This is a genomic window from Pseudomonas sp. SDO5522_S412 (assembly GCF_054071215.1).
Window position 1 is genome coordinate 1 of record NZ_JBSVWQ010000099.1, and the last position, 22,006, is coordinate 22,006.

Annotated in this window: 18 protein-coding genes; 12 read left to right on the top strand and 6 right to left on the bottom strand. The window is 62.6% G+C overall.

The genetic code is table 11. From position 1 onward, the window contains the following. Positions 1 to 68: 68 nt before the first annotated feature. Positions 69 to 977, bottom strand: a complete 909-nt coding sequence (locus ACW9I6_RS19345; protein ID WP_003213413.1) for a LysR substrate-binding domain-containing protein — start codon at positions 975 to 977, stop codon at positions 69 to 71. Positions 978 to 1,158: 181 nt separating this feature from the next. Here ACW9I6_RS19345 and aspA point away from each other — a divergent pair, with 181 nt between their 5' ends. From aspA to ACW9I6_RS19375, 6 genes are all read left to right on the top strand, one after another. Beyond that, the gene (gene aspA, locus ACW9I6_RS19350) at positions 1,159 to 2,583 is read left to right on the top strand and encodes an aspartate ammonia-lyase (RefSeq protein ID WP_003213415.1); all 1,425 of its coding nucleotides are present in this window, start codon (positions 1,159 to 1,161) and stop codon (positions 2,581 to 2,583) included. A gap of 392 nt (positions 2,584 to 2,975) precedes the next feature. Continuing rightward, positions 2,976 to 4,427 carry an alanine/glycine:cation symporter family protein gene (locus ACW9I6_RS19355; RefSeq protein WP_003213417.1) on the top strand — a complete coding sequence of 484 codons (1,452 nt, stop codon included), beginning with the start codon at positions 2,976 to 2,978 and terminating at the stop codon, positions 4,425 to 4,427. A gap of 77 nt (positions 4,428 to 4,504) precedes the next feature. Then, on the top strand, positions 4,505 to 5,482 hold the full coding sequence (locus ACW9I6_RS19360; protein WP_457339675.1) for an asparaginase: 978 nt from the start codon (positions 4,505 to 4,507) through the stop codon (positions 5,480 to 5,482). A 50-nt stretch (positions 5,483 to 5,532) separates the two neighbouring features. Further along, positions 5,533 to 6,525 carry an AraC family transcriptional regulator gene (locus tag ACW9I6_RS19365; RefSeq protein WP_003213421.1) on the top strand — a complete coding sequence of 331 codons (993 nt, stop codon included), beginning with the start codon at positions 5,533 to 5,535 and terminating at the stop codon, positions 6,523 to 6,525. Positions 6,526 to 6,679: 154 nt separating this feature from the next. Then, positions 6,680 to 7,714, top strand: coding sequence for a histone deacetylase family protein (locus tag ACW9I6_RS19370; protein ID WP_008439485.1), 1,035 nt, complete (start codon positions 6,680 to 6,682; stop codon positions 7,712 to 7,714). After that, positions 7,711 to 8,802 carry a polyamine ABC transporter substrate-binding protein gene (locus ACW9I6_RS19375; protein ID WP_093203570.1) on the top strand — a complete coding sequence of 364 codons (1,092 nt, stop codon included), beginning with the start codon at positions 7,711 to 7,713 and terminating at the stop codon, positions 8,800 to 8,802. The genes ACW9I6_RS19370 and ACW9I6_RS19375 overlap by 4 nt, the downstream gene beginning before the upstream one ends. Positions 8,803 to 8,823: 21 nt before the next feature. Here the strand turns inward: ACW9I6_RS19375 and pdxR are convergent, their stop codons facing one another. Further along, the gene (gene pdxR, locus ACW9I6_RS19380) at positions 8,824 to 10,386 is read right to left on the bottom strand and encodes a MocR-like pyridoxine biosynthesis transcription factor PdxR (protein ID WP_457339676.1); all 1,563 of its coding nucleotides are present in this window, start codon (positions 10,384 to 10,386) and stop codon (positions 8,824 to 8,826) included. A 90-nt stretch (positions 10,387 to 10,476) separates the two neighbouring features. Here pdxR and ACW9I6_RS19385 point away from each other — a divergent pair, with 90 nt between their 5' ends. From ACW9I6_RS19385 to ACW9I6_RS19395, 3 genes are read left to right on the top strand one after another with little or no spacing between them, the layout of a single operon-like run. Continuing rightward, a complete protein-coding gene (locus ACW9I6_RS19385) occupies positions 10,477 to 11,112 on the top strand; it encodes an FMN-binding negative transcriptional regulator (RefSeq protein ID WP_177020310.1) in 636 nt (211 codons plus the stop codon). Further along, a complete protein-coding gene (locus ACW9I6_RS19390) occupies positions 11,109 to 11,555 on the top strand; it encodes a GNAT family N-acetyltransferase (RefSeq protein ID WP_087694598.1) in 447 nt (148 codons plus the stop codon). Before ACW9I6_RS19385 ends, ACW9I6_RS19390 begins: the two co-directional genes overlap by 4 nt. A 13-nt stretch (positions 11,556 to 11,568) precedes the next feature. Next, a complete protein-coding gene (locus tag ACW9I6_RS19395) occupies positions 11,569 to 12,240 on the top strand; it encodes a GNAT family N-acetyltransferase (protein WP_177050706.1) in 672 nt (223 codons plus the stop codon). Positions 12,241 to 12,460: 220 nt separating this feature from the next. Here ACW9I6_RS19395 and ACW9I6_RS19400 read toward each other — a convergent pair whose 3' ends face one another. Continuing rightward, on the bottom strand, positions 12,461 to 12,736 hold the full coding sequence (locus ACW9I6_RS19400) for a helix-turn-helix domain-containing protein (RefSeq protein ID WP_087694596.1): 276 nt from the start codon (positions 12,734 to 12,736) through the stop codon (positions 12,461 to 12,463). Positions 12,737 to 12,823: 87 nt separating this feature from the next. Here ACW9I6_RS19400 and ACW9I6_RS19405 point away from each other — a divergent pair, with 87 nt between their 5' ends. Next, positions 12,824 to 15,796, top strand: a complete 2,973-nt coding sequence (locus ACW9I6_RS19405) for an autotransporter outer membrane beta-barrel domain-containing protein (protein WP_457339677.1) — start codon at positions 12,824 to 12,826, stop codon at positions 15,794 to 15,796. 111 nt (positions 15,797 to 15,907) lie between these two features. Continuing rightward, positions 15,908 to 17,236 carry an autotransporter outer membrane beta-barrel domain-containing protein gene (locus ACW9I6_RS19410; RefSeq protein ID WP_177050697.1) on the top strand — a complete coding sequence of 443 codons (1,329 nt, stop codon included), beginning with the start codon at positions 15,908 to 15,910 and terminating at the stop codon, positions 17,234 to 17,236. A 69-nt stretch (positions 17,237 to 17,305) separates the two neighbouring features. Here ACW9I6_RS19410 and oadA read toward each other — a convergent pair whose 3' ends face one another. Both oadA and ACW9I6_RS19420 read right to left on the bottom strand, forming a co-directional pair. Then, positions 17,306 to 19,114: a sodium-extruding oxaloacetate decarboxylase subunit alpha gene (oadA, locus tag ACW9I6_RS19415; protein ID WP_003213440.1), complete on the bottom strand. Its 1,809-nt coding sequence runs from the start codon at positions 19,112 to 19,114 to the stop codon at positions 17,306 to 17,308. 11 nt (positions 19,115 to 19,125) lie between these two features. Next, positions 19,126 to 20,541 (bottom strand): acetyl-CoA carboxylase biotin carboxylase subunit, encoded by a 1,416-nt coding sequence (locus ACW9I6_RS19420; RefSeq protein WP_003213442.1) that lies wholly within the window; start codon positions 20,539 to 20,541, stop codon positions 19,126 to 19,128. A gap of 194 nt (positions 20,542 to 20,735) precedes the next feature. Between ACW9I6_RS19420 and ACW9I6_RS19425 the strand changes: the two genes are divergently transcribed. After that, entirely contained in the window at positions 20,736 to 21,710 is a 975-nt protein-coding gene (locus tag ACW9I6_RS19425) for a LysR family transcriptional regulator (protein WP_102604039.1), read from the top strand. Here the strand turns inward: ACW9I6_RS19425 and ACW9I6_RS19430 are convergent. Then, the gene (locus ACW9I6_RS19430) at positions 21,640 to 21,837 is read right to left on the bottom strand and encodes a PA3496 family putative envelope integrity protein (protein WP_250884778.1); all 198 of its coding nucleotides are present in this window, start codon (positions 21,835 to 21,837) and stop codon (positions 21,640 to 21,642) included. The two genes, ACW9I6_RS19425 and ACW9I6_RS19430, sit on opposite strands and share 71 nt — an antisense overlap. Between the last annotated feature and the right edge of the window lie 169 nt (positions 21,838 to 22,006).

Below are 22,006 nucleotides of genomic sequence, written 5' to 3' on the forward strand. Positions count from 1 at the left end.
AAAGGGGTGGGGGGACGAACACCCCTCTTTCAAAAAAAACCCCGCTCCCACATTTGATCTGTGTGGGCTCAGGTATTCTGCGCCGCGCCGCCTTCCAGCTTGCGCCACAACAACCGCACGTTCGCCTTGCGCACCAACGCACAGCGATACAACCGGATCTCCAGCGGCACATGCCATTGCGGGCCGCCGCACACCACCAGCTCACCCCGGGCCAGCTCGGCGCGCACGCTCAACTGCGGCACCCAGGCAATGCCCAAGCCCTCAAGGGCCATGCTTTTCAGGCTGTCGGCCATGGCCGTTTCGTAAATCGTGGTAAAGCGCAGCGCCCGCTGGCGCAGCAGCAGGTTTACCGACCGCCCCAGGAAAGCTCCGGCGCTGTAGGCCAGCAGCGGCACGCTGCCCTCGCCTTCCAGGTCGAACAGCGGCTTGCCGTCGGCATCGGCGGCGCACACCGGCAGCATCTCGGTGTTGCCCAGGTGCAGCGACGGGAAGATCTCCGGGTCCATCTGCATCGCCGCATCCGGGTCGTAGAACGCCAGCATCAAATCGCAACCGCCTTCACGCAGCGCATGCACGGCGTCGCCCACGTTGGTGGCGACCAACCGCGTGGCGATGTTCAGCCCTTCGTTGCGCAACTGCGCGATCCAGCGCGGGAAGAAACCCAGGGCCAGGGAGTGCGCCGCCGCCACTTGCATGACTTCACCCTGCCCGCCTTCCAGGTGATGCAGGTGGCGCAGCACCTCGCCGAGCTGCTCGACCACGGTCCGCGCGGTGACCAGGAACAACTGCCCCGCCGCCGTCAGTTCGACCGGCGTGCGCGAGCGATTGACCAGGGTCAGCCCCAGCGCCGCCTCCAGGCTGCGGATGCGCCGACTGAACGCCGGCTGGGTGACGAAGCGCCGCTCAGCCGCCTGGGAGAAGCTGCGGGTGGCAGCCAGGGCGCTAAAGTCTTCCAGCCATTTGCTTTCAAGGTTCATCACATCCTCCCGGGGCACGCACCATTTTGGCACACACGTCCGTCATGGTAACGGGGTCACACCGACATTATGCCGTTTATGCATAGGCCAGTGTTTAACAGCATTGGCCCAAAATCTCCTGCAAGCCTAGCATTCACAGCGTTCCGGCCTAGCCCGGGTCCATATCGAGATGATTTCCGTCATGTCCTCCGCTGCATCTTTCCGCACAGAAAAAGACCTGCTTGGCGTACTCGAAGTACCCGCTCAAGCGTATTACGGCATCCAGACCCTGCGAGCGGTGAACAACTTCCGTCTCTCGGGCGTTCCGATTTCGCATTACCCGAAATTGGTGGTCGGCCTGGCAATGGTCAAGCAGGCAGCTGCTGACGCCAACCGCGAGCTGGGCCAACTCAGCGAAGCCAAGCACGCTGCCATCAGCGAAGCCTGTGCCCGTCTGATCCGCGGCGATTTCCACGAAGAGTTCGTGGTGGACATGATTCAAGGCGGCGCTGGCACTTCAACCAACATGAATGCCAACGAAGTCATCGCCAACATCGCGCTGGAGGCCATGGGCCACAGCAAGGGCGAATACCAATACCTGCACCCCAACAACGACGTGAACATGGCGCAGTCGACCAACGACGCGTACCCGACCGCGATCCGCCTGGGTCTGCTGCTGGGCCACGACGCGCTGTTGGCCAGCCTCGACAGCCTGATCCAGGCGTTCGCTGCCAAGGGTGAAGAATTCAGCCACGTCCTGAAAATGGGCCGTACCCAGCTGCAAGACGCCGTGCCGATGACCCTCGGCCAGGAATTCCGTGCCTTCGCCACCACCCTCGGTGAAGACCTGGCCCGCCTGAAGACCCTGGCGCCTGAGCTGCTGACCGAAGTGAACCTGGGCGGCACCGCCATCGGTACCGGCATCAACGCCGACCCGCGTTACCAGGCCCTGGCCGTCCAGCGCCTGGCGACCATCAGCGGCCAGCCGCTGGTACCGGCTGCCGACCTGATCGAAGCCACCTCCGACATGGGCGCTTTCGTGCTGTTCTCCGGCATGCTCAAGCGTACCGCGGTGAAGCTGTCGAAGATCTGCAACGACCTGCGCCTGCTGTCCAGCGGCCCGCGCACCGGCATCAACGAAATCAACCTGCCGGCGCGTCAGCCAGGCAGCTCGATCATGCCCGGCAAGGTCAACCCGGTGATCCCGGAAGCCGTGAACCAGGTGGCGTTCCAAATCATCGGTAACGATTTGGCGCTGACCATCGCGGCCGAAGGCGGCCAGCTGCAACTGAACGTGATGGAGCCGCTGATCGCCTACAAGATCTTCGACTCGATCCGCCTGCTGCAACGCGCCATGGACATGCTGCGCGAGCACTGCATCGTCGGCATCACCGCCAACGAAGCCCGCTGCCGCGAGCTGGTGGAACACTCCATCGGCCTGGTCACCGCGCTGAACCCGTACATCGGCTATGAAAACGCCACCCGCATCGCCCGTATCGCCCTTGAAAGCGGCCGCGGCGTGCTGGAACTGGTGCGCGAAGAAGGCTTGCTCGACGACGCCATGCTCGACGACATCCTGCGCCCCGAAAACATGATTGCCCCACGCTTGGTGCCTCTGAAGGCCTAAGCGTTTGTTGCACCGCTCACCAGGTTGAGGGACTAGACACCTCTCACCTTTTGAGGGCCTGAAGGCTCGTTCTTCAGGCCCTTTTTTTTGCCTCAAGGTTGTGAAATGACGCCAATAAAAACTCCAAGATCGCCCAACAAACCCGCCTTGCCCGTAACGCCTTGGCTGAAACCTTTAATCGCCTCGTGCAGACGGATCACCCACTCCTAGGTATAGTGCCGCCCCTCTTCGCGTCAGCGGTCGTCGGTAACGAGACCCTGGGAAGCGCGAAACCGCATGAATAACAACACCCGCAAAAGGATTGGGGTCGAAGCGTCGTGCACTGCCTGGTGCCGAGCGATGCGTCGGACCGTCCTGCGTTTGCCATTAGAAAAATCAGCGAGGAACACTCCATGCTAGAAGTCATCAACGACTTCCTCTCAGGGAAAGTATTGATCGTGCTCATTGTCGGGCTCGGTGGTTACTTCACGATCCGCTCGCGTTTCGTTCAGTTGCGTCACTTTTTCCACATGTTTTCGGTGTTTCGCGACAGCCTGAAAAGCAGCGCCGGCCAGCTCAGTTCGTTCCAGGCGCTGATGCTCAGCCTCGCCGGGCGCGTGGGTGCCGGCAACATCGCAGGCGTCGGCATTGCCGTGACCCTGGGTGGCCCGGGCGCCGTATTCTGGATGTGGGTCACCGCACTGGTGGGCATGTCTTCGAGCTTTATCGAGTGCTCCCTCGGCCAACTGTACAAACGCACCGACGCTGAAGGCACCTACCGTGGTGGCCCGGCGTATTACATCCAGCACGGCCTGCACAAACGCTGGCTGGGCATGGTGATGGCGTTCCTGCTGCTGGTGACTTTCGGCTTCGCCTTCAATGGCCTGCAAGCCCACGCCGTCACCCACTCGCTGAACAACGCGTTTGGCCTCGACACCACCTACACCGGCCTGGCCCTGGCGGTGTTGCTGGGCCTGGTGTTCATCGGCGGGATCAAGCGTATCGCCTCTATCGCCGACCTGCTGGTACCGGTCAAGACCCTGGTCTACATCGCGGTGACCCTGTACGTGATCGTGCTGCAATTCGACCACGTGCCGGCCATGCTCGCGACCATCGTCAAGAGCGCTTTCGGCCTCGACCAGGCCTTCGGTGGCCTGGTGGGCAGCGCGATCATCATGGGTGTGAAACGCGGCGTGTTCGCCAACGAAGCCGGCCTGGGCAGTGCGCCTAACGTGGCGGCAGTCGCCTCGGTTGAACACCCGATCGCCCAAGGCGTGGTTCAGGCGTTCAGCGTGTTCCTCGACACCTTCGTCATCTGCACCTGCACCGCGCTGCTGATCCTGCTCTCGGGCTTCTACACCCCGGGCTTTGAAGGCGACGGCATTGCCCTGACCCAGAACTCCCTGGCGGCGGTGGTGGGTGACTGGGGCCGGATGTTCATCTCGGTGGCCCTGGCGTTGTTCGTGTTCACCTCGATCATGTACAACTACTACCTCGGCGAGAGCAACCTGCGCTTCATCGTGGGCGACAACCGCAAGGTGCTGATGGGCTACCGTGCGCTGGTGCTGGTGCTGATTTTCTGGGGTTCCATCGAGAACCTGAGCACCGTGTTTGCCTTCGCCGACATCACCATGACCATGCTGGCGTTCGTCAACCTGTTCGCCCTGGCGTTCCTGTTCAAGATCGCCATGCGCATCCTGAATGACTACGACGGCCAGCGTGCTGCGGGCATCAAGACCCCGGTGTTTGATTCCAGCAAGTTCCCGGACCTGGACCTGGACCGCAAGGCCTGGCCGGCAAATCCGGTGAAGCCTGAGCCAGCCGCTCAAGCGACCGCAGAACTGAACGCTCAAGCGCAACGCTAAACCTAGATAGATGACACGCCGCCCGGCCTTGGGCATGCTCTGGGCCCGGCGGCGTTTTTCGTTCAGGAGATTCTTCAATGCAACCAGCCAACAACGTCATGGTGCTCTACACCGGCGGCACCATCGGCATGCAGGCCAGCGCCAACGGCCTGGCCCCCGCTTCGGGGTTTGAAGCGCGCATGAGCGAAGCCCTCGCCCAACTGAATATGCCAGCCTGGCGCTTTCGGGAAATGTCCCCGCTGATCGACAGTGCGAACATGACCCCCGCCTATTGGCAGCGCCTGCGCGCCGCCGTGGTTGAGGCGGTGGACGAGGGTTGCGACGCCGTACTGGTGCTGCACGGCACCGACACCCTGGCCTACAGCGCCGCGGCCATGAGTTTCCAACTGCTGGGCCTGCCCGCGCCGGTGCTGTTTACCGGCTCGATGCTGCCGGCCGGTGTGCCCGACAGCGATGCCTGGGAAAACGTCAGCGGTGCGTTGGCAGCCCTGGGCGCTGGCCTGGCGCCGGGCGTGCAACTGTACTTCCACGGCGCACTGATGGCCCCGACCCGTTGCGCGAAGATCCGCAGTTTTGGTCGCCACCCGTTTGCCGCATTGCAGCGTAACGGCGGCGTCGCCAAGGCGGACATGATTCCGGCGGCGCTGCATTACCGCCAGGCCAAGGCGCTGGCCAATGTGGGTGTGCTGCCACTGGTGCCGGGCATCGCCGCCGCGCAATTGGACGCGTTGATCGACAGCGGCATCCAGGCGCTGGTGCTGGAATGCTTCGGCAGCGGCACCGGGCCGAGCGACAACCCACAGTTCCTCGCCAGCCTGCAGCGCGCGCAGGATAACGGCGTGGTCGTGGTGGCAATCACCCAATGCCATGAAGGCGGTGTGGAGCTGGACGTGTACGAGGCCGGCAGCCGCTTGCGGGGCGTCGGGGTGTTGTCAGGTGGCGGGATGACCCGTGAAGCCGCGTTCGGCAAGCTCAATGCGTTGATCGGCGCCGGGCTGGACACCGCCGAAATCTGCCGCCTGGTCGAACTCGACCTGTGCGGCGAACTGAGCTGACCGGCATATAACTTGCTCCTCTTCCAGCCATCCCCTGGCTGGAAGCACCCATGTTGCACTCCCACCTCACCACCCTCAATGCCGTCTCGTTGGTGCTCAATACCTTCAAGGCCGAAGGCCAACCCGCCGAGGCCTTGCTGGCCGGCAGCGGTATTTGCGCGGCGGACTTGAGCCGCGCCGACACCCGCATCACCACCAACCAGGAGATGCGCGTGTGCGCCAACGCCGTGGCCCTGCGCAGGGATATCGGCCTGGAGCTGGGCCGGCAAATGCACGTTTCTTCCTATGGCATGCTCGGTTACGCACTGCTCACCAGTGCCACCTTCGGTGACGCTTTGCGCCTGGCGCTGCGGTATCCGGCGCTGCTGGGAACACTTTTCGAGCTGGACCTTGAGGAAGACGGCACGCGCATCTGGTTCAGCGCCGCGGATTACCGGGAAAATCCGGCGCTGGAAACGTTCAACGTCGAACTCTGCCTGGCCTCGTTGAAGGTGATCTGCGACGACCTGCTGGGGCATGCCCTGCCGCTGCTGGGGGCGCGCTTTGAACACGACGCCCCGGATTACCGCGCACGGTACGCCGAAATCTTTGCCTGCCCGCTGCAATTCGGCGCCATCGCCAACGCGTTTGCCTTCGACCGAAGCTGGCTGGACCAGCCCCTGCCATTAGCCGACGCCGTCACCCACCAGGCCATGGCCGAGCGCTGCCGCAAGCAAAACACCGAGTTCACCGGGCGCCAGGCCTGGCTGGGCAAGATTCGCCACCTGCTCGCCAGCCAACTCAGCGCCGCGCCGGGCCTCGACGGCCTGGCCGAGCAGATGAACTGCTCCCCGCGCACGCTACGCCGGCACCTGCATGACTTGGGCTGCAGCTATCAGGAGTTGCTGGACGAGCTACGCTTCGAGCGGGCCAAGCGATTGCTGGGCGAGGATGAGCTGCCCATTTACCGAATTGCCGAGGCGCTGGGCTTCAGCGAAACCGCGAGTTTCCGTCACGCCTTTGTCCGCTGGAGCGGCGTCGCACCCAGCCAGTTCCGCCCCTGAAGCCACTTGCTGGGGCACGGCCGCGCCATTTCGGGGCGAATTGCGGTCACACACTTTGGCCATATTTATCCCCTTTTGGCCGCTCCTGCCATTCTCATTAATCCCACCCGCCGCAAGACTGGACTCACCGATTCAGGCTGCGGAGAACAACAATATGCTGACGATCTACTCGGACGATCACCACCTGCACCATGGCCGGTGCGAGTTGATGGACGGGCAACTGATGCCCTGTTTTGAAATGCCCTCGCGCGCCGACCATGTGTTGCAACGGGTCAAGGACCGCGAACTGGGCCCGGTGCAAGCGCCTGAGGATTTTGGCCTGGCGCCGCTGCAACGTATTCACAGCCCCGCGTACCTGGACTTCTTCAAAGGCGCCTGGCAACGCTGGACGGCATTTGGCCAGGACGGAGACTTGCTGCCCTACACCTGGCCCGCACGCACCTTGCGCCGGGTCATCCCCACCAGCCTGCACGGCCAGCTCGGCTATTACAGTTTCGACGGCGGCGCGCCGATCACCGCCGGCACCTGGCAAGCGGCCTACAGCGCGGCGCAAGTTGCACTCACCGCGCAACAGGCGATCCAGCAAGGCGCCCGCAGTGCCTTCGCCCTGTGCCGTCCGCCCGGGCACCACGCCGCCAGCGACTTGATGGGCGGATATTGCTACCTCAACAACGCGGCCATCGCAGCCCAGGCGTTTCTCGACCAGGGCCACACAAAGGTGGCCATCCTCGACGTGGACTACCACCACGGCAACGGTACCCAGTCGATTTTCTACGAGCGCGACGATGTGCTGTTCACCTCGATCCACGGCCATCCGGAGGCGGAATTTCCGTTCTTCCTGGGCTACGCCGACGAGTTGGGCGAAGGCGCCGGTGAGGGTTTCAACTTCAACTATCCGTTGCCCGCAGGTTCTGGCTGGGACCGCTGGAGCGCCGCCCTGGAGCAGGCCTGCGGGGATATCGAGCGCTACGGCGCCGACATCATCGTGGTCTCGCTGGGCGTCGACACCTTCAAGGACGACCCTATCTCCCAGTTCAAGCTCGACAGCCCCGACTACCTGGCGATGGGCGCGCGAATCGCCCGCCTCGGCAAACCGACGCTGTTTGTGATGGAAGGCGGCTACGCCGTGGAAGAAATCGGCATCAATGCCGTCAACGTTCTCGAAGGTTTTGAGGGATTCGCCCAATGAACATGCTCAAGCATCTCGTCCTCTGCGCCGCCGTGCTGAGCGGGGCCGCGCACGCCGAAGAAAGAACCCTGCGGGTCTACAACTGGTTCGACTACATCACGCCCAAGGCCCTGGAAGATTTCAAGGCGCAGAACCCCAGCGTCAAGCTGGTCTACGACATCTTCGACACCAACGAAGCCCTGGAGGCCAAGCTGCTGACCGGCAACTCCGGCTATGACGTGGTCGTGCCCTCCAACGTGTTCCTGGCCAAGCAGATCGAAGCCTCGGTGTTCCAGCCGCTGGACCGCAGCAAACTGCCCAACTGGAACCACCTCGATCCCAAGTTGATGAAGCTGATCGAGGCCAACGACCCCGGCAATAAATTCGCCGTGCCCTACATGTACGGCACCATCCTGATCGGCTTCAACCCGGACAAGGTCAAGGCCGCGCTGGGGGCGAACGCCCCCGTGGACAGCTGGGACCTGATCTTCAACGTCGAGAACATCAGCAAGCTCAAGCAATGCGGCGTGGCGCTGCTGGATTCGCCGTCGGAAATCCTGCCCTTGGCATTGCAACACCTGGGCCTGGACCCCAACAGCAGCAACCCGGCGGACTATGTCAAAGCCGAAGCACTGCTGATGAAGATCCGCCCGTACATCACCTATTTCCATTCGTCCAAGTACATGGCTGACATTGCCAACGGCGACATCTGCGTGGCGGTCGGCTATTCCGGCAGCTTCTCCCAGGCCGCCAACCGCGCCAAGGAAGCCAAGAACGGTGTGACCGTGGACATGCGGCTACCCAAAGAAGGCGCGCCGATCTGGTTCGACATGCTTGCCATCCCCAAAGGCGCCAAGGACCCGGAAGACGCCTACGCCTTTATCAACTACCTGCTGCAACCGGGCGTGATCGCGCCGATCAGCGATTTTGTCGGTTACCCCAACCCCAACAAGGACGCCACCGGGTTGGTGGATCCGGCGATTCGCAACAACCCCAACCTGTACCCGACCGAGGCGGCCATGGCCACGCTGTATACCCTCAAGCCCCTGGGACGTGACGCCGAACGAGCCAGGACCCGCGCCTGGACCAAGATCAAGTCCGGCACCTGATCGGTTGCCGCCGGTTGCGCCTCAGTGCGCAACCGGCGCGCGCCAAACCTGGCCCAAGCGCTTCAACGCCTGGCTGATCTGCGCCTCGGGCACGGCAGCAAACCCCAACACCAATCCGGCACGCTGATCCTGCGGCGTGAGTGACTCCGGCAGCCAATAGCTGCTCAAGCCATTGACCTCCACACCCACTGCCGCCGCCTGTTGGATCAGCGCCTGTTCCCGCGCCAGGCTGTCGACCCGCACGGTCAGGTGCAGCCCGGCCGCCACCGACGGCAGGCGGCCAACACCTTCAACGCCGGCGGGCCATTCGGCCAATAGCGCATTGAGCCGGCTCTGCGCGGCGCGGCGCATGCGGCGTACATGACGCTGGAAATGCCCGGTCGCCATGAACTCCGCCATCACCGCCTGGGTGCTGACTTCCGAGTGGCGCACATCCACCGCGCGGCGCCGGGCAAAGGCCTGGACCAGGCCGGCCGGCAACACCAGGTAGCCCAGGCGCAGCGCCGGAAAGGCCACCTTGCCGAAAGTCCCGACATACAGCACCCGCCCCGTGCGATCGAGGGCCGCCAGTGGCGCCAGGGGCGCGCCGCTGTAGCGGTACTCACCGTCGTAGTCATCCTCGACGATCCAGCCGCCCGTACGCTCGGCCCAGGCCAGCAGTTCCAGGCGCCGGGTTAGGCTCATCACCACGCCGGTGGGGTATTGATGGGACGGGGTGACGTAGGCCAGGCGGCAACCGCCGAGGCGGTTCAAGGCAGCGCAGTCGATGCCCTCGCTGTCCACCGTCACGCCATGCAATTGGCCACCCGCCACCGCGAACGCATGGCCTGCTGCCCGATACCCCGGATTCTCGATGGCAACCTCATCGCCGGGCTCCACCAGCAGCTGTGCACAAAGGCTGATTGCCTGCTGCGCGCCACTGGTGATCACTATTTGCTCAGCCGTGCACTGCATTCCGCGAGAACTGCGTAGATAGGCCGCAATCAATCCACGCAGGCGCGCGTCGCCCGCCGGGTCGCCATAACACAGTTGCTGCAAGTCCGGCTTGCGCCAGAAAGCCGCATTCAGCTTGGCCCACGCGTCAAACGGGAACAGATCGAAAGCCGGTACGCCCACCCTGAAAGCCCTCGGCGGACCACTGGGCGGAAGCGCCAAATGATTGTTTTCCACCCGCGCCAGCGCACCGCTGTGGATAACTTGACTGGACGAAAACACAGGTAAATCCGGGCGCTTTGTGGATAAACCTGGGGATAAGCCTGTTGATAACCCTGTGGACACTTTTGTGGATAGTTTTTTTGCGGGCGTCGACGTCTGCGGCAATTGCGCCACATAGGTGCCATCACCCACGCGGCCTTCGATAAATCCTTCGGCATACAGTTGGTCGTAAGCGCGAACCACACTGTTGCGCGAAATCGATAGTGCCGCCGCCAGGTCACGGCTGGCGGGGAGCCGGGTGCCACTGACCAACCGGCCATCCAATACTCGCTGGCGCAGCGCCTGATAGAGCTGGCGGGTGAGTCCCTGGCGTCGGTCCAACTCGATACCCGCCGGGTTGAACGAGAGCGGTGGTTCTAACGCAGGCATGGAATTGGACCTATAAAATTGACTGTAGATGGCTCTTACAACGAACCAATAGCCTGCCTAGGATGCAGGCATTCGCCAAGGAAAATCTTCATGTACACACCACGCGCCTTTGCCCTCGATGACTTGCCCGAAATCCAGCAACTGATCCAGCACACGCGCCTGGCGCAACTGGTGACCTTGGGCGAACAAGGCCTGCAAGCCAGCCATTTGCCGCTGCTGCTCAACCCGGATGAAGGGCCCAACGGCACCCTTTACGGGCACATGGCCAAGGCCAATCGCCAATGGCAGGACCTGCAAAATGGCGGCGAGGCCCTGGTGATTTTTGCCGGCGCCGAGGCCTACGTCAGTCCGTCGTTCTACCCGGCCAAGGCCGAACACGGCAAAGTGGTGCCGACCTGGAATTACATCGCGGTACACGCATACGGCACCGGCGAAGTGTTCACCGACGCCGAGCGCCTGCTCGAACTGGTCAGCGCCCTCACCGACCGCCATGAAGGCAATCGCGCCCAACCCTGGAAAGTCAGCGACGCCCCGGCCGACTACATCGACGGCATGCTCAAGGCCATTGTCGGCTTTGCCCTGCCGATCCAACGCCTGGAAGGCAAACGCAAACTCAGCCAGAACCGCAGCCCGGCGGACATCGCCGGTGTTCGCGACGGCCTGGCTGCCAGCACCGACGTACGCGACCAGACCCTCGCCCGCTTTATTCCCAAGGAGCCATCATGAGCCAGATCGAAATCCGCCAGGTCAGCGCCGCCGACCACGCCGCTTGGTTGCCCCTGTGGCAAGCCTACCTGCGCTTCTACAACACCGAGCTGCCCGACGCCGTCAGCCAGAACACCTGGCAACGCTTGATCGACGCCAATGAGCCGACCCACTCGGCCCTGGCTTGGCAGGACGGCAAGGCCATAGGCATGGTCAATTTCATCTACCACCGTTCCAACTGGAGCATCGAGAACTCCTGCTACCTGCAGGATTTGCTGGTAGATCCGGCCCAGCGCGGCACCGGCGTCGGCCGCAAGCTGATCGAATTCGTCTACGCCACCGCCAAGGCCGACGGTTGCTGCAAGGTCCACTGGCTGACCCACGAGACCAACGCCACCGCCATCCAGCTGTACGAACGCATCGCCGAACGCCCCGGTTTTATCCAGTTTCGCAAAGGTCTTTAAGGAGAAGCACAGCATGACGACATCATTGGCCGACTGGAAAGGTGTCCCGGCGCCCACCGTCACCCTTATCGACGGGCGCTTCGTGCGCCTGGAAAAACTCGACCCGGCCCGCCACGGCGATGACCTGTTCAACGCCCTGCAAGGCCCCGGCGCGGATCCGAAGCTGTGGGACTATTTGCCTTACGGCCCATTCCCCGAGCGCGCCGCCTTCGATGCCTGGCTGAACAACCACGCGTCCCACAGCGACCCGTACTTCTTCAGTGTGATCGACAAGGCCAGCGACGAGGTGCAAGGCATCCTCAGCCTGATGTCCATCGTGCCCGAGCAAGGCCGCATTGAAATCGGCCACGTAACCTTCGGCGCCCCGATGCAACGTTCACCGAAAAGCACCGAGGCGGTGTACCTGCTGGCCAGGCACTCGTTCGAGCTGGGCAATCGTCGCCTGGAGTGGAAGTGCAACAACGCCAACGCCCGCTCCAAAAACGCCGCCGAGCGTTTGGGTTTCAGTTTTGAAGGGGTGTTTCGCCAGCACACGGTGGTGAAGGGAAAGAACCGGGATACGGCGTGGTATTCGATCCTGGATGGGGAATGGCCGGCGATTGGGGCCGGGTTTGAAGCGTGGCTGTCGGATGCAAACCAGACCGGTTCGGGACAGTTGAAAACGCTGGTGGAGTGCCGTACCTAAGCCACCCTGCCACCCCCTGACAAATGTGGGAGCGGGCTTGCTCGCGAAAGCGGTGTATCAGTCACAAATGTATCAACTGACCCACCGTCATCGCGGGCAAGCCCGGCTCCCACATTGTATCTTCAGCGTATCCGGGCCTTGTGCTCAGCCGAGGCGAATAGGCGAGCATCTATACCTTGAAATACTTGCTCACGATCAAACACCACGCCATCGCCTTTTCCTACAAGCTTCTGCGAACCTTCACCACTCCCATCTTCAACCCAAACGGCCTGAACACTGCGTTCAACGACTTCAGCGTCTGATTGCCCTCGCCATGTTCGATATGTACCAGCGTGCGTACGGAGATTTTGCACATCTTGGCAAACTGGCTCTGATGCAGCCCAGTGACTTCCGTTCGCAGCCGGCGTACCGCCTCGGCTATTTCCAGCGTTCCCTCGGCCAATGCATCCTGAATGCTTTCGATCAACCGGGTTCGTTCTTCAACCGTCAGGCTCATTTCAATCCCCGTCACCTCCTCGCCATCATTCTGTAAAAAACCTCCGCTATACAGGTCGACTCTTTTCCAAAAACAAGGTCGCCCGCCATGCCCCCTTCGCCCCAGCGCCTTGCGCTCACTCTCGGCCTGCTGGTCAGCAGCGGTTTTGTCGATGCGGCGCCCACGCCAACCAAGACGCTGCAGATCGACACGCCCACCACCACCGGGCAAACCCTGGGCGGTAGCGACTCGTTGACGATTTCGGCACCGGGCAGTATCACCACCTCCAAAGTCGCGGTGACCTTGAAGGACGGCACCACCGGTAATGGCGTGGTGATCGACAACTCCGGCAGCATTACCTCCACGGGTGGCCGGGCCATCGACAGCAGCGGCAGCCTCACCGGTACGCGCAACTACAGCATCTACAACCGAGCCGGCGGCGTGATCCAGGGCGCCAACGACGCGCTGCGCATCGACAGCAATTTCGCCAGCGGCAGCCTGTTGATCGACAACAGCGGCACCATTCGCTCCGCCACCGGCCAAGGGCTGGACCTGGATGCGATCCGCAGCTCCAACGTCACCACCACTATCATCAACCGCCAGGGCGGGCTGATTCGCGGTGACGCCAGCGACGGCATGAAGACCGGCGGCAACGCTACGATCACCAACTACGGCGAGATTTCCACCGGCGACACCCACTCGCGCGATGACAAATTCGACGGCGTCGACATCGACTCCGCTACTGGCGTGACCGTCACCAACTACGGCCTCATCTCCGGCGGCCGCCACGGCATCACCACCGACCTGGGCGCCACGCTGACCAACTACGGCACGGTAATCGGCCGCAACGGCTCGGGTTTTGGTTCCGACGGCGATGGCACGGTGATCAACCATGGCACTATTACCGGCGCATTTTCCGGACTGCAGCCGGACGGCGACGGTGACGGCGTGGACATCGACAAGATCGCCCACATTGAAAACTACGGCATCATCCAGGGCGTCGGCGCCGGCGGTGTCGACAAGAACGGCTTTGCCAACGGCAGCGAAGGCATCGCCCTCGGCGGTGGCTACGTGTTCAACGGCGTGGGTGCATTGGTAAGCGGTGCCAACAACGCGGTGCTAGTGGACGACGGCAGCGACGGCCCGGGACTCGCTGCAACCACCCTGATCAACCATGGCACCATTCAGGGCCTGAACGGCTTTGGCGTGAAGTTCGTAGGCGAGTTTGCCGACACGGTGGTCAACGCCGGCGTGATAAGCGGCAGCAACGGCCTGGCCCTGGATTTGGGCGGCGGCGATGACACGCTGACCCTGCTCGGCGGCAGCCGCTTTGTCGGCGTGGTGGATGGCGGCACCGGATATGACCGCGTGATCATGGACGACGCCGCCGGCGGCAGTTTCGGCGACAGCCGCAACTTCGAATGGCTGGACGTGAAGCAAGGCACCTGGACCCTCACCGGCAGCGGCGACTTCAGCGACGGCGGCGAGATTTTCAGCGGCGCCAAGCTGATCAACCAGGGTGGGATCGCTGGCAACCTGACCGTCGATGAAGGCGGTATCTATGCCGGTGGCGGCAGTGTCGGCAGCCTGTTGGTCAAAGGCACCTTGCAGACCAGCACCGCCCTCGGCACCGCCAGCATCACCCGCGACCTGACGATGACCAGCGGCTCGACCCTGGCCTATGGCGTGAACGCCGACGGCAGCAGCGCACCGGTCCAGGTCGGCGGCACCGCGTACCTGAATGGCGCGACCCTGGCGGTCAATCCCGGCACCGGCACCTACCCGTGGCAGAGCCACTACACGGTACTGCAGGCCGGCAGCATCAATGGCACGTTCGGCAAGGTCACCAGCGACTATGCCTTCCTCACCCCCACACTGGATTACAGCCCTACCCAGGTCGGCCTGACCTATTCCCGCAATGACGTGGCGTTCAATCAGTTCGCCAACACCGGCAACGGCACCCGCGCCGCCAACGCCCTGGCGAGCCTGGGCAAGAACAACGCGTTGTACAACGCCTTGCTCAACACCACCAACAGCAGCGCCGGTGCCGCCATCGAGCAATTGGCGGGCAGCAGCACCGCCAACCTGACCAGTGCCACCCTCGGCGCCAGCGCCCAGGTCGGCAACAGCATGTTGAACGCCATGCACCAACTGGGCGGCGGTGCCGGACTGCTGGTGGGCCTTGATCAAAAAGACACCCCCGTACTGGCCGCCACCGGCGTACCCGCCGAAGCCCGCAACCTCAACGATCCCAATGCCCGGGGCCGCCTGTGGCTGCAAGGCATCGGCAGCTACGGCGAGCTCGACGGCGACCACGGCAGCAATGGCCTGACCCAGCGCACCAAAGGCAGCGTGCTGGGGGCCGATTGGGCGCTCGATTCGGACTGGCGCGTGGGCGTGCTGGGCGGTTATTCGAAGACCGACCTGGACACCACCGGCGTCGACGGCAGCGTCGATAGCTGGCACGCCGGCGTCTACGCCATGCGCCAGAGCGGACCGCTGGCCTTGCGCCTGGGTGCTGCGTACAGCGGGCACCAGGGAGACAGTAAACGTACGGTGGCCTTTGACGGTTTCAACGATCGGCCCAAAGGTGACTACGACGCCGACAGCCAACAAGCCTTCGCCGAACTGGGTTATGCCATGGGCAGCGGGCGCCTGAGCGCCGAGCCGTTCGCCAACCTCGGCTACCAGCGCTACCACCGCGACAGCTACAACGAAAAAGGCGGCGCCGCCGCCCTGCATGTCGACGGGCAAACCCAGGACAATTTCAGCAGCACCTTCGGCCTGCGCCTGGCGCACTTGAGCCAGCTGGACAACGGCATCAGTCTCACACCGCGGGTCAGCGCCGGCTGGAAGCACACCTACGGCGACGTAGACAGCAGCACCCGCCAGGCCTTCCTGATGGGCGGCACCGCGTTCAACGTCGAAGGCAGCGCCCTGGACCGCGACAGCCTGTTGCTGGAAGCCGGGCTGGATGTAGGCCTGTCGGCACGCCATACCCTCGGCGTGGGCTACAGCGGCGAAATAGGCAGTAACAGCCGCAATCACGGGCTGATCGGGCAATGGCAGATGAGTTTTTAATCGCGGCCCACTAGAGACATCTCTGGCAGGCAAAGGGTGGATGGCCTGACATTTATCCGCCCTTTACCCCGCTAGATTTCCCGACCTCATACATCAAGAGGTCGGACCTGCATGCCACTCCTTCAGAAACAACTCGCACTCGCCATCACCTTCGCGCTGGGTGCCACCAACGCTCAATTCGTCCAGGCGCGAGGGGACATCGATCCAGACAGCGAGTGGTTCATCCCGGCGCCAGAGGCCGGCCAGCAAGGCCACCAGCGCCCCAAGCCACCCAAGCCCACTCCCGACTTTAACTTTACCGACCACGCCACCACCCGTAACGGCCAGCAGGTTGCCCGCGTACTGGACTCTGCCGTGGACACCCTCATCAAGTCGGGCGAACTCAATGAGTGGCAAGAGTACGAACTGGACAATATCGCCCGGGAACTTGGCAGGCTGGCACCGGGCCGTGTGGGTGCAGTTCTGGAGCAACTGGCAGGCAGCCAGAACGCCAACCTTGGCGCCGCCACTCAAGACAGCATGAAACAGCTCAACAGCAGCCTGCTTTCAGTCATGCGCCGGACAGGCGACGAACGCAACCTTACGGATGCCGAAGGCAATGGCCACGTATGGCTCCAGGCCCTGGGCAACGCTGGCAAGCTTGAAGGACAGCACGGTAGCGTGGGCCTGCAGCAACACACCCAAGGCCTGATGCTGGGCGGCGACTGGGCAGTGGACGATGCCTGGCGGGTGGGTGTGATGGGCGCCAAGTCCGCCAGCGACCTGAACGCCAAACGCTTCAAAGGCGAACTGGACAGCTGGCACCTCGGCGGTTACGCCGTGCGTCAGGACGGCCCCCTTGCACTGCGCCTGGGGGCGATCTACAGCAGCCATGCCGGCCAAACCCAACGCACCGTAGACTTTGATTTCGTTGAGCGCCGCGAGCAGTCCAAAGGCAAATACAACGCCCAAAGCCAGAACGCTTTCGCCGAGCTGGGCTATCAACTGGACAAGGGCAGTTTCAGCATCGAACCCTATGCGGGGATCGGCTACCAGCGCTATCACCGCGACCGCTACAAGGAAAAAGGCGGCTTTACAGCGCTGAATGTCGGCGCCCAGACCCAGGAAAACCTCAGCAGCACCTTCGGCTTGCGCCTGGCCAGTGCCTTTACGCTGGACAACCAGATGGCCCTCAAGCCGCACCTGAGCACAGGCTGGAAGCACCTCTACGGTGACGTGAGCAGCACCGTGCGCCAGTCCTCCGCGTGGGTAAAACGGCCGGGCTTCAACAGTGACTTCACCATCGAAGGGACCTCCCTGGACCGCGACAGCCTGGCGCTGCACACCGGGGTGGACCTGGCGCTGTCGACCCGGCACACCGTGGGCCTGGCCTATACCGCCGAGGTCGGCACCCACAGCCGTAACCAGGGTTTGCTGGGCCAGTGGACCCTGGCGTTCTGATTATTGCGGGCAAAAAAAAGGGGGCACATGCCCCCCCGAGGTTTAAGCGGTAGTTTCGAAGGCTGTTGATCAGCCTTCGATTTCAATCAGGATTTCACCCGGGTTGACCCGGTCGCCCTTGGCCACGTGTACGGCGGTGACCTTGCCGGCGATCGACGCCTGTACTTCGGTCTCCATCTTCATCGCTTCAGTGATCAACACAGCCTGGCCGGCCTTCACCACGTCGCCTTCCTTGACCAGTACGTCGACGATGTTGCCCGGCATCGCCGTGCTGACATGGCCTGGCGCGGTGGCGTGCTTGCGCTTGCTGCCGCCACTGCTGACAAACTCGTTGAGCGGCTCGAACACCACTTCTTCCGGCATGCCGTCGATGGACAGGTAGAAGTGGCGCTTGCCTTCGGCCTTGACGCCCACCCCGGTGATGTCCACGCGATAGCTTTCGCCGTGCACGTCGATCACGAACTCGGTCGGCACACCTTCACCACCGGCACGGGCCACGCCGCCGGCTTCAGGAATCGGCAACAGCACTTCAGGGCTCAAGGTGCCAGCGTCGCGCTCTTCAAGGAATTTGCGCCCGATGTCCGGGAACATCGCGTAGGTCAGTACGTCTTCTTCGGACTTGGCCAACGCGCCGATTTCGCCGCGCAACTTGGTCATTTCCGGCTTCAGCAGATCTGCCGGGCGATGGTCGATCACCTCTTCGCTGCCGATGGCCTGGCGCCGCAGTTTTTCATTCACGATGCCCGGCGCCTTGCCGTAGCCGCCTTGCAGGTACAGCTTCACTTCGTTGGTGATGGTCTTGTAGCGCTCGCCGGCCAGCACGTTGAAGAACGCCTGGGTACCGACGATCTGCGAAGTCGGGGTGACCAGCGGCGGGAAGCCAAGGTCTTCACGAACCCGCGGGATTTCGGCCAGCACTTCGCTCATGCGGTTCAGCGCGCCCTGCTCTTTCAGCTGGTTGGCCAGGTTGGAAATCATCCCGCCCGGTACCTGGTTGACTTGCACGCGGGTGTCGACGGCGGTGAATTCGCTTTCGAACTGATGGTACTTCTTGCGCACGGCGTAGAAGTACAAACCGATTTCCTGCAGCAGTTCCAGGCTGAGGCCGGTGTCGAATTCGCTGCCTTTGAGGGCCGCGACCATCGACTCGGTACCCGGGTGGCTGGTGCCCCAGGCGAAGCTGGAAATGGCGGTGTCGATATGGTCGGCACCGTTTTCGATGGCCTTGAGCTGGCACATCGAAGCCAGGCCCGCAGTGTCGTGGGAGTGGATGAAGATCGGCAGGCTCTGCTCGGCCTTCAGCGCCTTGACCAGCTCGCCGGTGGCGTATGGTGTCAGCAGGCCGGCCATGTCCTTGATCGCCACCGAGTCGCAACCCATGGCTTCCATTTGCTTGGCCTGGGCCACGAACGCCTCGATGGTGTGCACCGGGCTGGTGGTGTAGGCGATGGTGCCCTGGGCATGTTTGCCGGCGGCTTTTACCGCTTCGATGGCCACTCGCAGGTTACGCACGTCGTTCATCGCGTCGAAGATGCGGAACACGTCGATACCGTTGACAGCGGCCTTGGCGACGAAGGCTTTGACCACATCGTCGCTGTAGTGGCGGTAGCCCAACAGATTCTGGCCACGCAGCAGCATTTGCAGGCGCGTGTTGGGCAACGCCGCGCGCAGTTTGCGCAGGCGCTCCCACGGGTCTTCTTTCAGGAAGCGTACGCAGGCGTCGAAGGTCGCGCCGCCCCAGACTTCCAGGGACCAGTAGCCGACTTTGTCGAGCTTGTCGCAGATCGGCAGCATGTCGTCGGTGCGCATGCGGGTCGCCAGCAACGATTGGTGGGCGTCGCGCAGGATGGTGTCGGTTACGAAGATCTTCTTGCTCATTCTTATATTCCTCACAGGCCTGCGTGGGCGGCGATGGCGGCGGCGATGGCCAGGGCCAGCTCTTCGGGTTTGCGCTTGATCGAGTAGTTGGTCAGCTCAGGGTGGCTTTCCACAAAACTGGTGTTGAACTGGCCGCTGCGGAATTCCGGGTTGCGCAGGATTTCCTGGTAATAGGCGGCGGTGGTCTTCACGCCTTGCAGGCGCATGTCGTCCAGGGCGCGCAGGCCGCGGTCCATGGCTTCTTCCCAGGTCAACGCCCACACCACCAGCTTCAGGCACATCGAGTCGTAGAACGGTGGGATGGTGTAGCCGGTGTAGATCGCCGTGTCGGTACGCACGCCGGGACCGCCGGGTGCGTAGTAACGGGTGATCTTGCCGAAGCTGGGCAGGAAGTTGTTCTTCGGGTCTTCGGCGTTGATGCGGAACTGCAACGCAAAACCCCGGTGCTGAATGTCTTCCTGCTTGACCGACAGCGGCAGGCCCGACGCAATGCGGATCTGCTCACGCACAATGTCGATGCCGGTGATTTCTTCGGTAATGGTGTGTTCCACCTGCACCCGGGTGTTCATCTCCATGAAGTACACCTCGCCCTCGGCGAGCAGGAACTCCACGGTGCCGGCGTTCTCGTAGCCCACGGCCTTGGCCGCGCGCACCGACAGGTCGCCGATGTAGGCGCGCTGTTCAGGGGTCAGCTGGGGGCTAGGGGCGATCTCGATCAGCTTCTGGTTACGGCGCTGGATCGAGCAATCGCGCTCGAACAGGTGCACCACATTGCCGAAGCTGTCACCGAGGATCTGCGCCTCGATGTGCTTGGGATTGACGATGCATTTTTCCAGGAACACTTCCGCCGAACCGAAGGCCTTGGTGGCTTCGGAAATTACCCGGGGGAAGGCTTGTTCGAGTTCTTCACGGCTGTTGCAGCGACGGATACCGCGACCGCCACCACCGGAGGTGGCCTTGAGCATCACCGGGTAACCAATGCGGTCGCCTTCGGTGAGGGCTTCAGCGATGTCGGCAACGTTGCCTTCGGTGCCCGGGGTCACCGGTACGCCGGCCTTGATCATGCTGCGGCGGGCTTCGGTCTTGTCGCCCATGCGGCGAATCACTTCTGCGGACGGGCCGATGAACTTGATCCCACGTTCGGCGCAAATGTCTGCCAGCTCGGCGTTTTCCGAGAGGAAGCCGTAGCCGGGGTGCAGCGCGTCGCAACCGGTTTCCACCGCCAGGTTCACCAGCTTGCGCGGGTTCAGGTAACCGGCCAATGGCTCGGCACCGATGCTGTGGGCTTCATCTGCACGCTTTACATGCAGGGCATGGCGATCGGCATCGGAATAGACCGCGACCGAACGAATGCCCATCTCGGCGCAGGCACGCACGATACGTACGGCAATCTCACCACGGTTGGCGATCAGGATCTTTTTTATCACTTGGAAATTCCCTTGAGCCGATTGCTACCTACTTCGACCCTGGAAGCGGGTCGGCGCGTGACCAAATGTTTCATGGCAGTCGCGTGACACACACTATGCCCATGCAGGGATTAACAAAAATCAATAATTATTGGGTTGTGTATAAGCAAAGACTTATAGTCGTCGCATCAAGGGTCGGCGTGAGTGTTTGAACAATGCGTAAGTCATTGATGCGTATGACATTGCGTCAATTGCAGATTTTCAATGAAGTCTGTGATTTGCGTTCCTACAGCCGCGCAGCCGAGGAAATGTCCCTCACGCAACCGGCCGTTAGCCTACAAATCAAGCAGCTGGAAGAGCTGCTGGGCCAGCCATTGTTCGATTACGTCGGCAAAAAGCTCTATATGACTGAAGCTGCTGAAGCCTTGCAACGGGCCAGCCGGGACATTTTCGGCCGCCTGGAAAACCTCGATATGCAACTCTCCGACATGCAGGGCTCATTGCAGGGCCAGCTGAAACTGGCGGTGGAATCCAGCGCCAAGTACTTCGTGCCGCACCTGTTTGCCGCCTTCAAGCGCCAGCATCCGGAGGTCAACCTGCACCTGACGGTGGTCAACCGCGCCCAGGTGATTCGCCGGCTTTCAGACAACCGCGACGACCTGGTGATCATGTCGATGGTGCCCCAGGACATGGGCCTGGAATTCCTGCCGTTCCTGAACAACCCGATTGTCGCGGTGGCACCCCACGATCATCCGCTGAGCCATCAAGGGCCGTTGCGCCTGCAGGACCTTGAGCCTTACACGCTGCTGTTGCGCGAGCCGGGGTCCGGCACGCGGATGGCGTGCGAAGAGTATTTCAAGGAGAAGCGCGTGCACTTCACCCAGACGGTGGAAGTGTCTTCGGCCGAGGCGCAGCGCGAGTGCGTGACCGCCGGGTTGGGCGTGGCGCTGCTGACGCGCCACGCGGTCAACCTGGAACTGGCCACCGGCGGGCTCAGGGAGCTGCCGGTGGAAGAACTGCCGCTGTACCGCAGTTGGTGCCTGGTGCAGGCCAAGGCCAAGCGCCTGTCACCGGTGGCCCATGCATTCCTGGGCTTTATCCGCAGCGAGCGGCTGCAGATCAGCGCGCTGGCTGAGCGCTTCGCTGGGCAACTGCGGGTGCCTGCCAGTGGAGTTCCGGATAGTCACTGATGCTCTGTTGCAATTGACGCTGATCGCAGCGGTCTTCAATTGCGCGACGGAAGGCCATGCGGCGCTGGTCTTCCTGCTGGCGGCGAGTCTTGACGGTGCTGTTGCTTTCTTCGTATTGCCGAGCCATTTCGAGTCTCCCAATGCGAGTAAGGGGAGTTCAGGATGGGCTCGGGCAATGACGGTTTGGCGGCATGGGGATGACAGGACGATGAATCTTGCGGGGCAGGACCCAATCAAAATGTGGGAGCGGGCTTGCTCGCGAATGCGGTGGGCCAGCCAGCATATTCAGTGACTGA

What these genes read in the sequence shown, in the direction of transcription:
- ACW9I6_RS19345 (WP_003213413.1), bottom strand. Translation starts at nt 977, where the DNA reads ATGAACCTTGAAAGCAAATGGCTGGAAGACTTTAGCGCCCTGGCTGCC.
- aspA (WP_003213415.1), top strand. Translation starts at nt 1,159, where the DNA reads ATGTCCTCCGCTGCATCTTTCCGCACAGAAAAAGACCTGCTTGGCGTA.
- ACW9I6_RS19355 (WP_003213417.1), top strand. Translation starts at nt 2,976, where the DNA reads ATGCTAGAAGTCATCAACGACTTCCTCTCAGGGAAAGTATTGATCGTG.
- ACW9I6_RS19360 (WP_457339675.1), top strand. Translation starts at nt 4,505, where the DNA reads ATGCAACCAGCCAACAACGTCATGGTGCTCTACACCGGCGGCACCATC.
- ACW9I6_RS19365 (WP_003213421.1), top strand. Translation starts at nt 5,533, where the DNA reads ATGTTGCACTCCCACCTCACCACCCTCAATGCCGTCTCGTTGGTGCTC.
- ACW9I6_RS19370 (WP_008439485.1), top strand. Translation starts at nt 6,680, where the DNA reads ATGCTGACGATCTACTCGGACGATCACCACCTGCACCATGGCCGGTGC.
- ACW9I6_RS19375 (WP_093203570.1), top strand. Translation starts at nt 7,711, where the DNA reads ATGAACATGCTCAAGCATCTCGTCCTCTGCGCCGCCGTGCTGAGCGGG.
- pdxR (WP_457339676.1), bottom strand. Translation starts at nt 10,386, where the DNA reads ATGCCTGCGTTAGAACCACCGCTCTCGTTCAACCCGGCGGGTATCGAG.
- ACW9I6_RS19385 (WP_177020310.1), top strand. Translation starts at nt 10,477, where the DNA reads ATGTACACACCACGCGCCTTTGCCCTCGATGACTTGCCCGAAATCCAG.
- ACW9I6_RS19390 (WP_087694598.1), top strand. Translation starts at nt 11,109, where the DNA reads ATGAGCCAGATCGAAATCCGCCAGGTCAGCGCCGCCGACCACGCCGCT.
- ACW9I6_RS19395 (WP_177050706.1), top strand. Translation starts at nt 11,569, where the DNA reads ATGACGACATCATTGGCCGACTGGAAAGGTGTCCCGGCGCCCACCGTC.
- ACW9I6_RS19400 (WP_087694596.1), bottom strand. Translation starts at nt 12,736, where the DNA reads ATGAGCCTGACGGTTGAAGAACGAACCCGGTTGATCGAAAGCATTCAG.
- ACW9I6_RS19405 (WP_457339677.1), top strand. Translation starts at nt 12,824, where the DNA reads ATGCCCCCTTCGCCCCAGCGCCTTGCGCTCACTCTCGGCCTGCTGGTC.
- ACW9I6_RS19410 (WP_177050697.1), top strand. Translation starts at nt 15,908, where the DNA reads ATGCCACTCCTTCAGAAACAACTCGCACTCGCCATCACCTTCGCGCTG.
- oadA (WP_003213440.1), bottom strand. Translation starts at nt 19,114, where the DNA reads ATGAGCAAGAAGATCTTCGTAACCGACACCATCCTGCGCGACGCCCAC.
- ACW9I6_RS19425 (WP_102604039.1), top strand. Translation starts at nt 20,736, where the DNA reads ATGCGTAAGTCATTGATGCGTATGACATTGCGTCAATTGCAGATTTTC.
- ACW9I6_RS19430 (WP_250884778.1), bottom strand. Translation starts at nt 21,837, where the DNA reads ATGGCTCGGCAATACGAAGAAAGCAACAGCACCGTCAAGACTCGCCGC.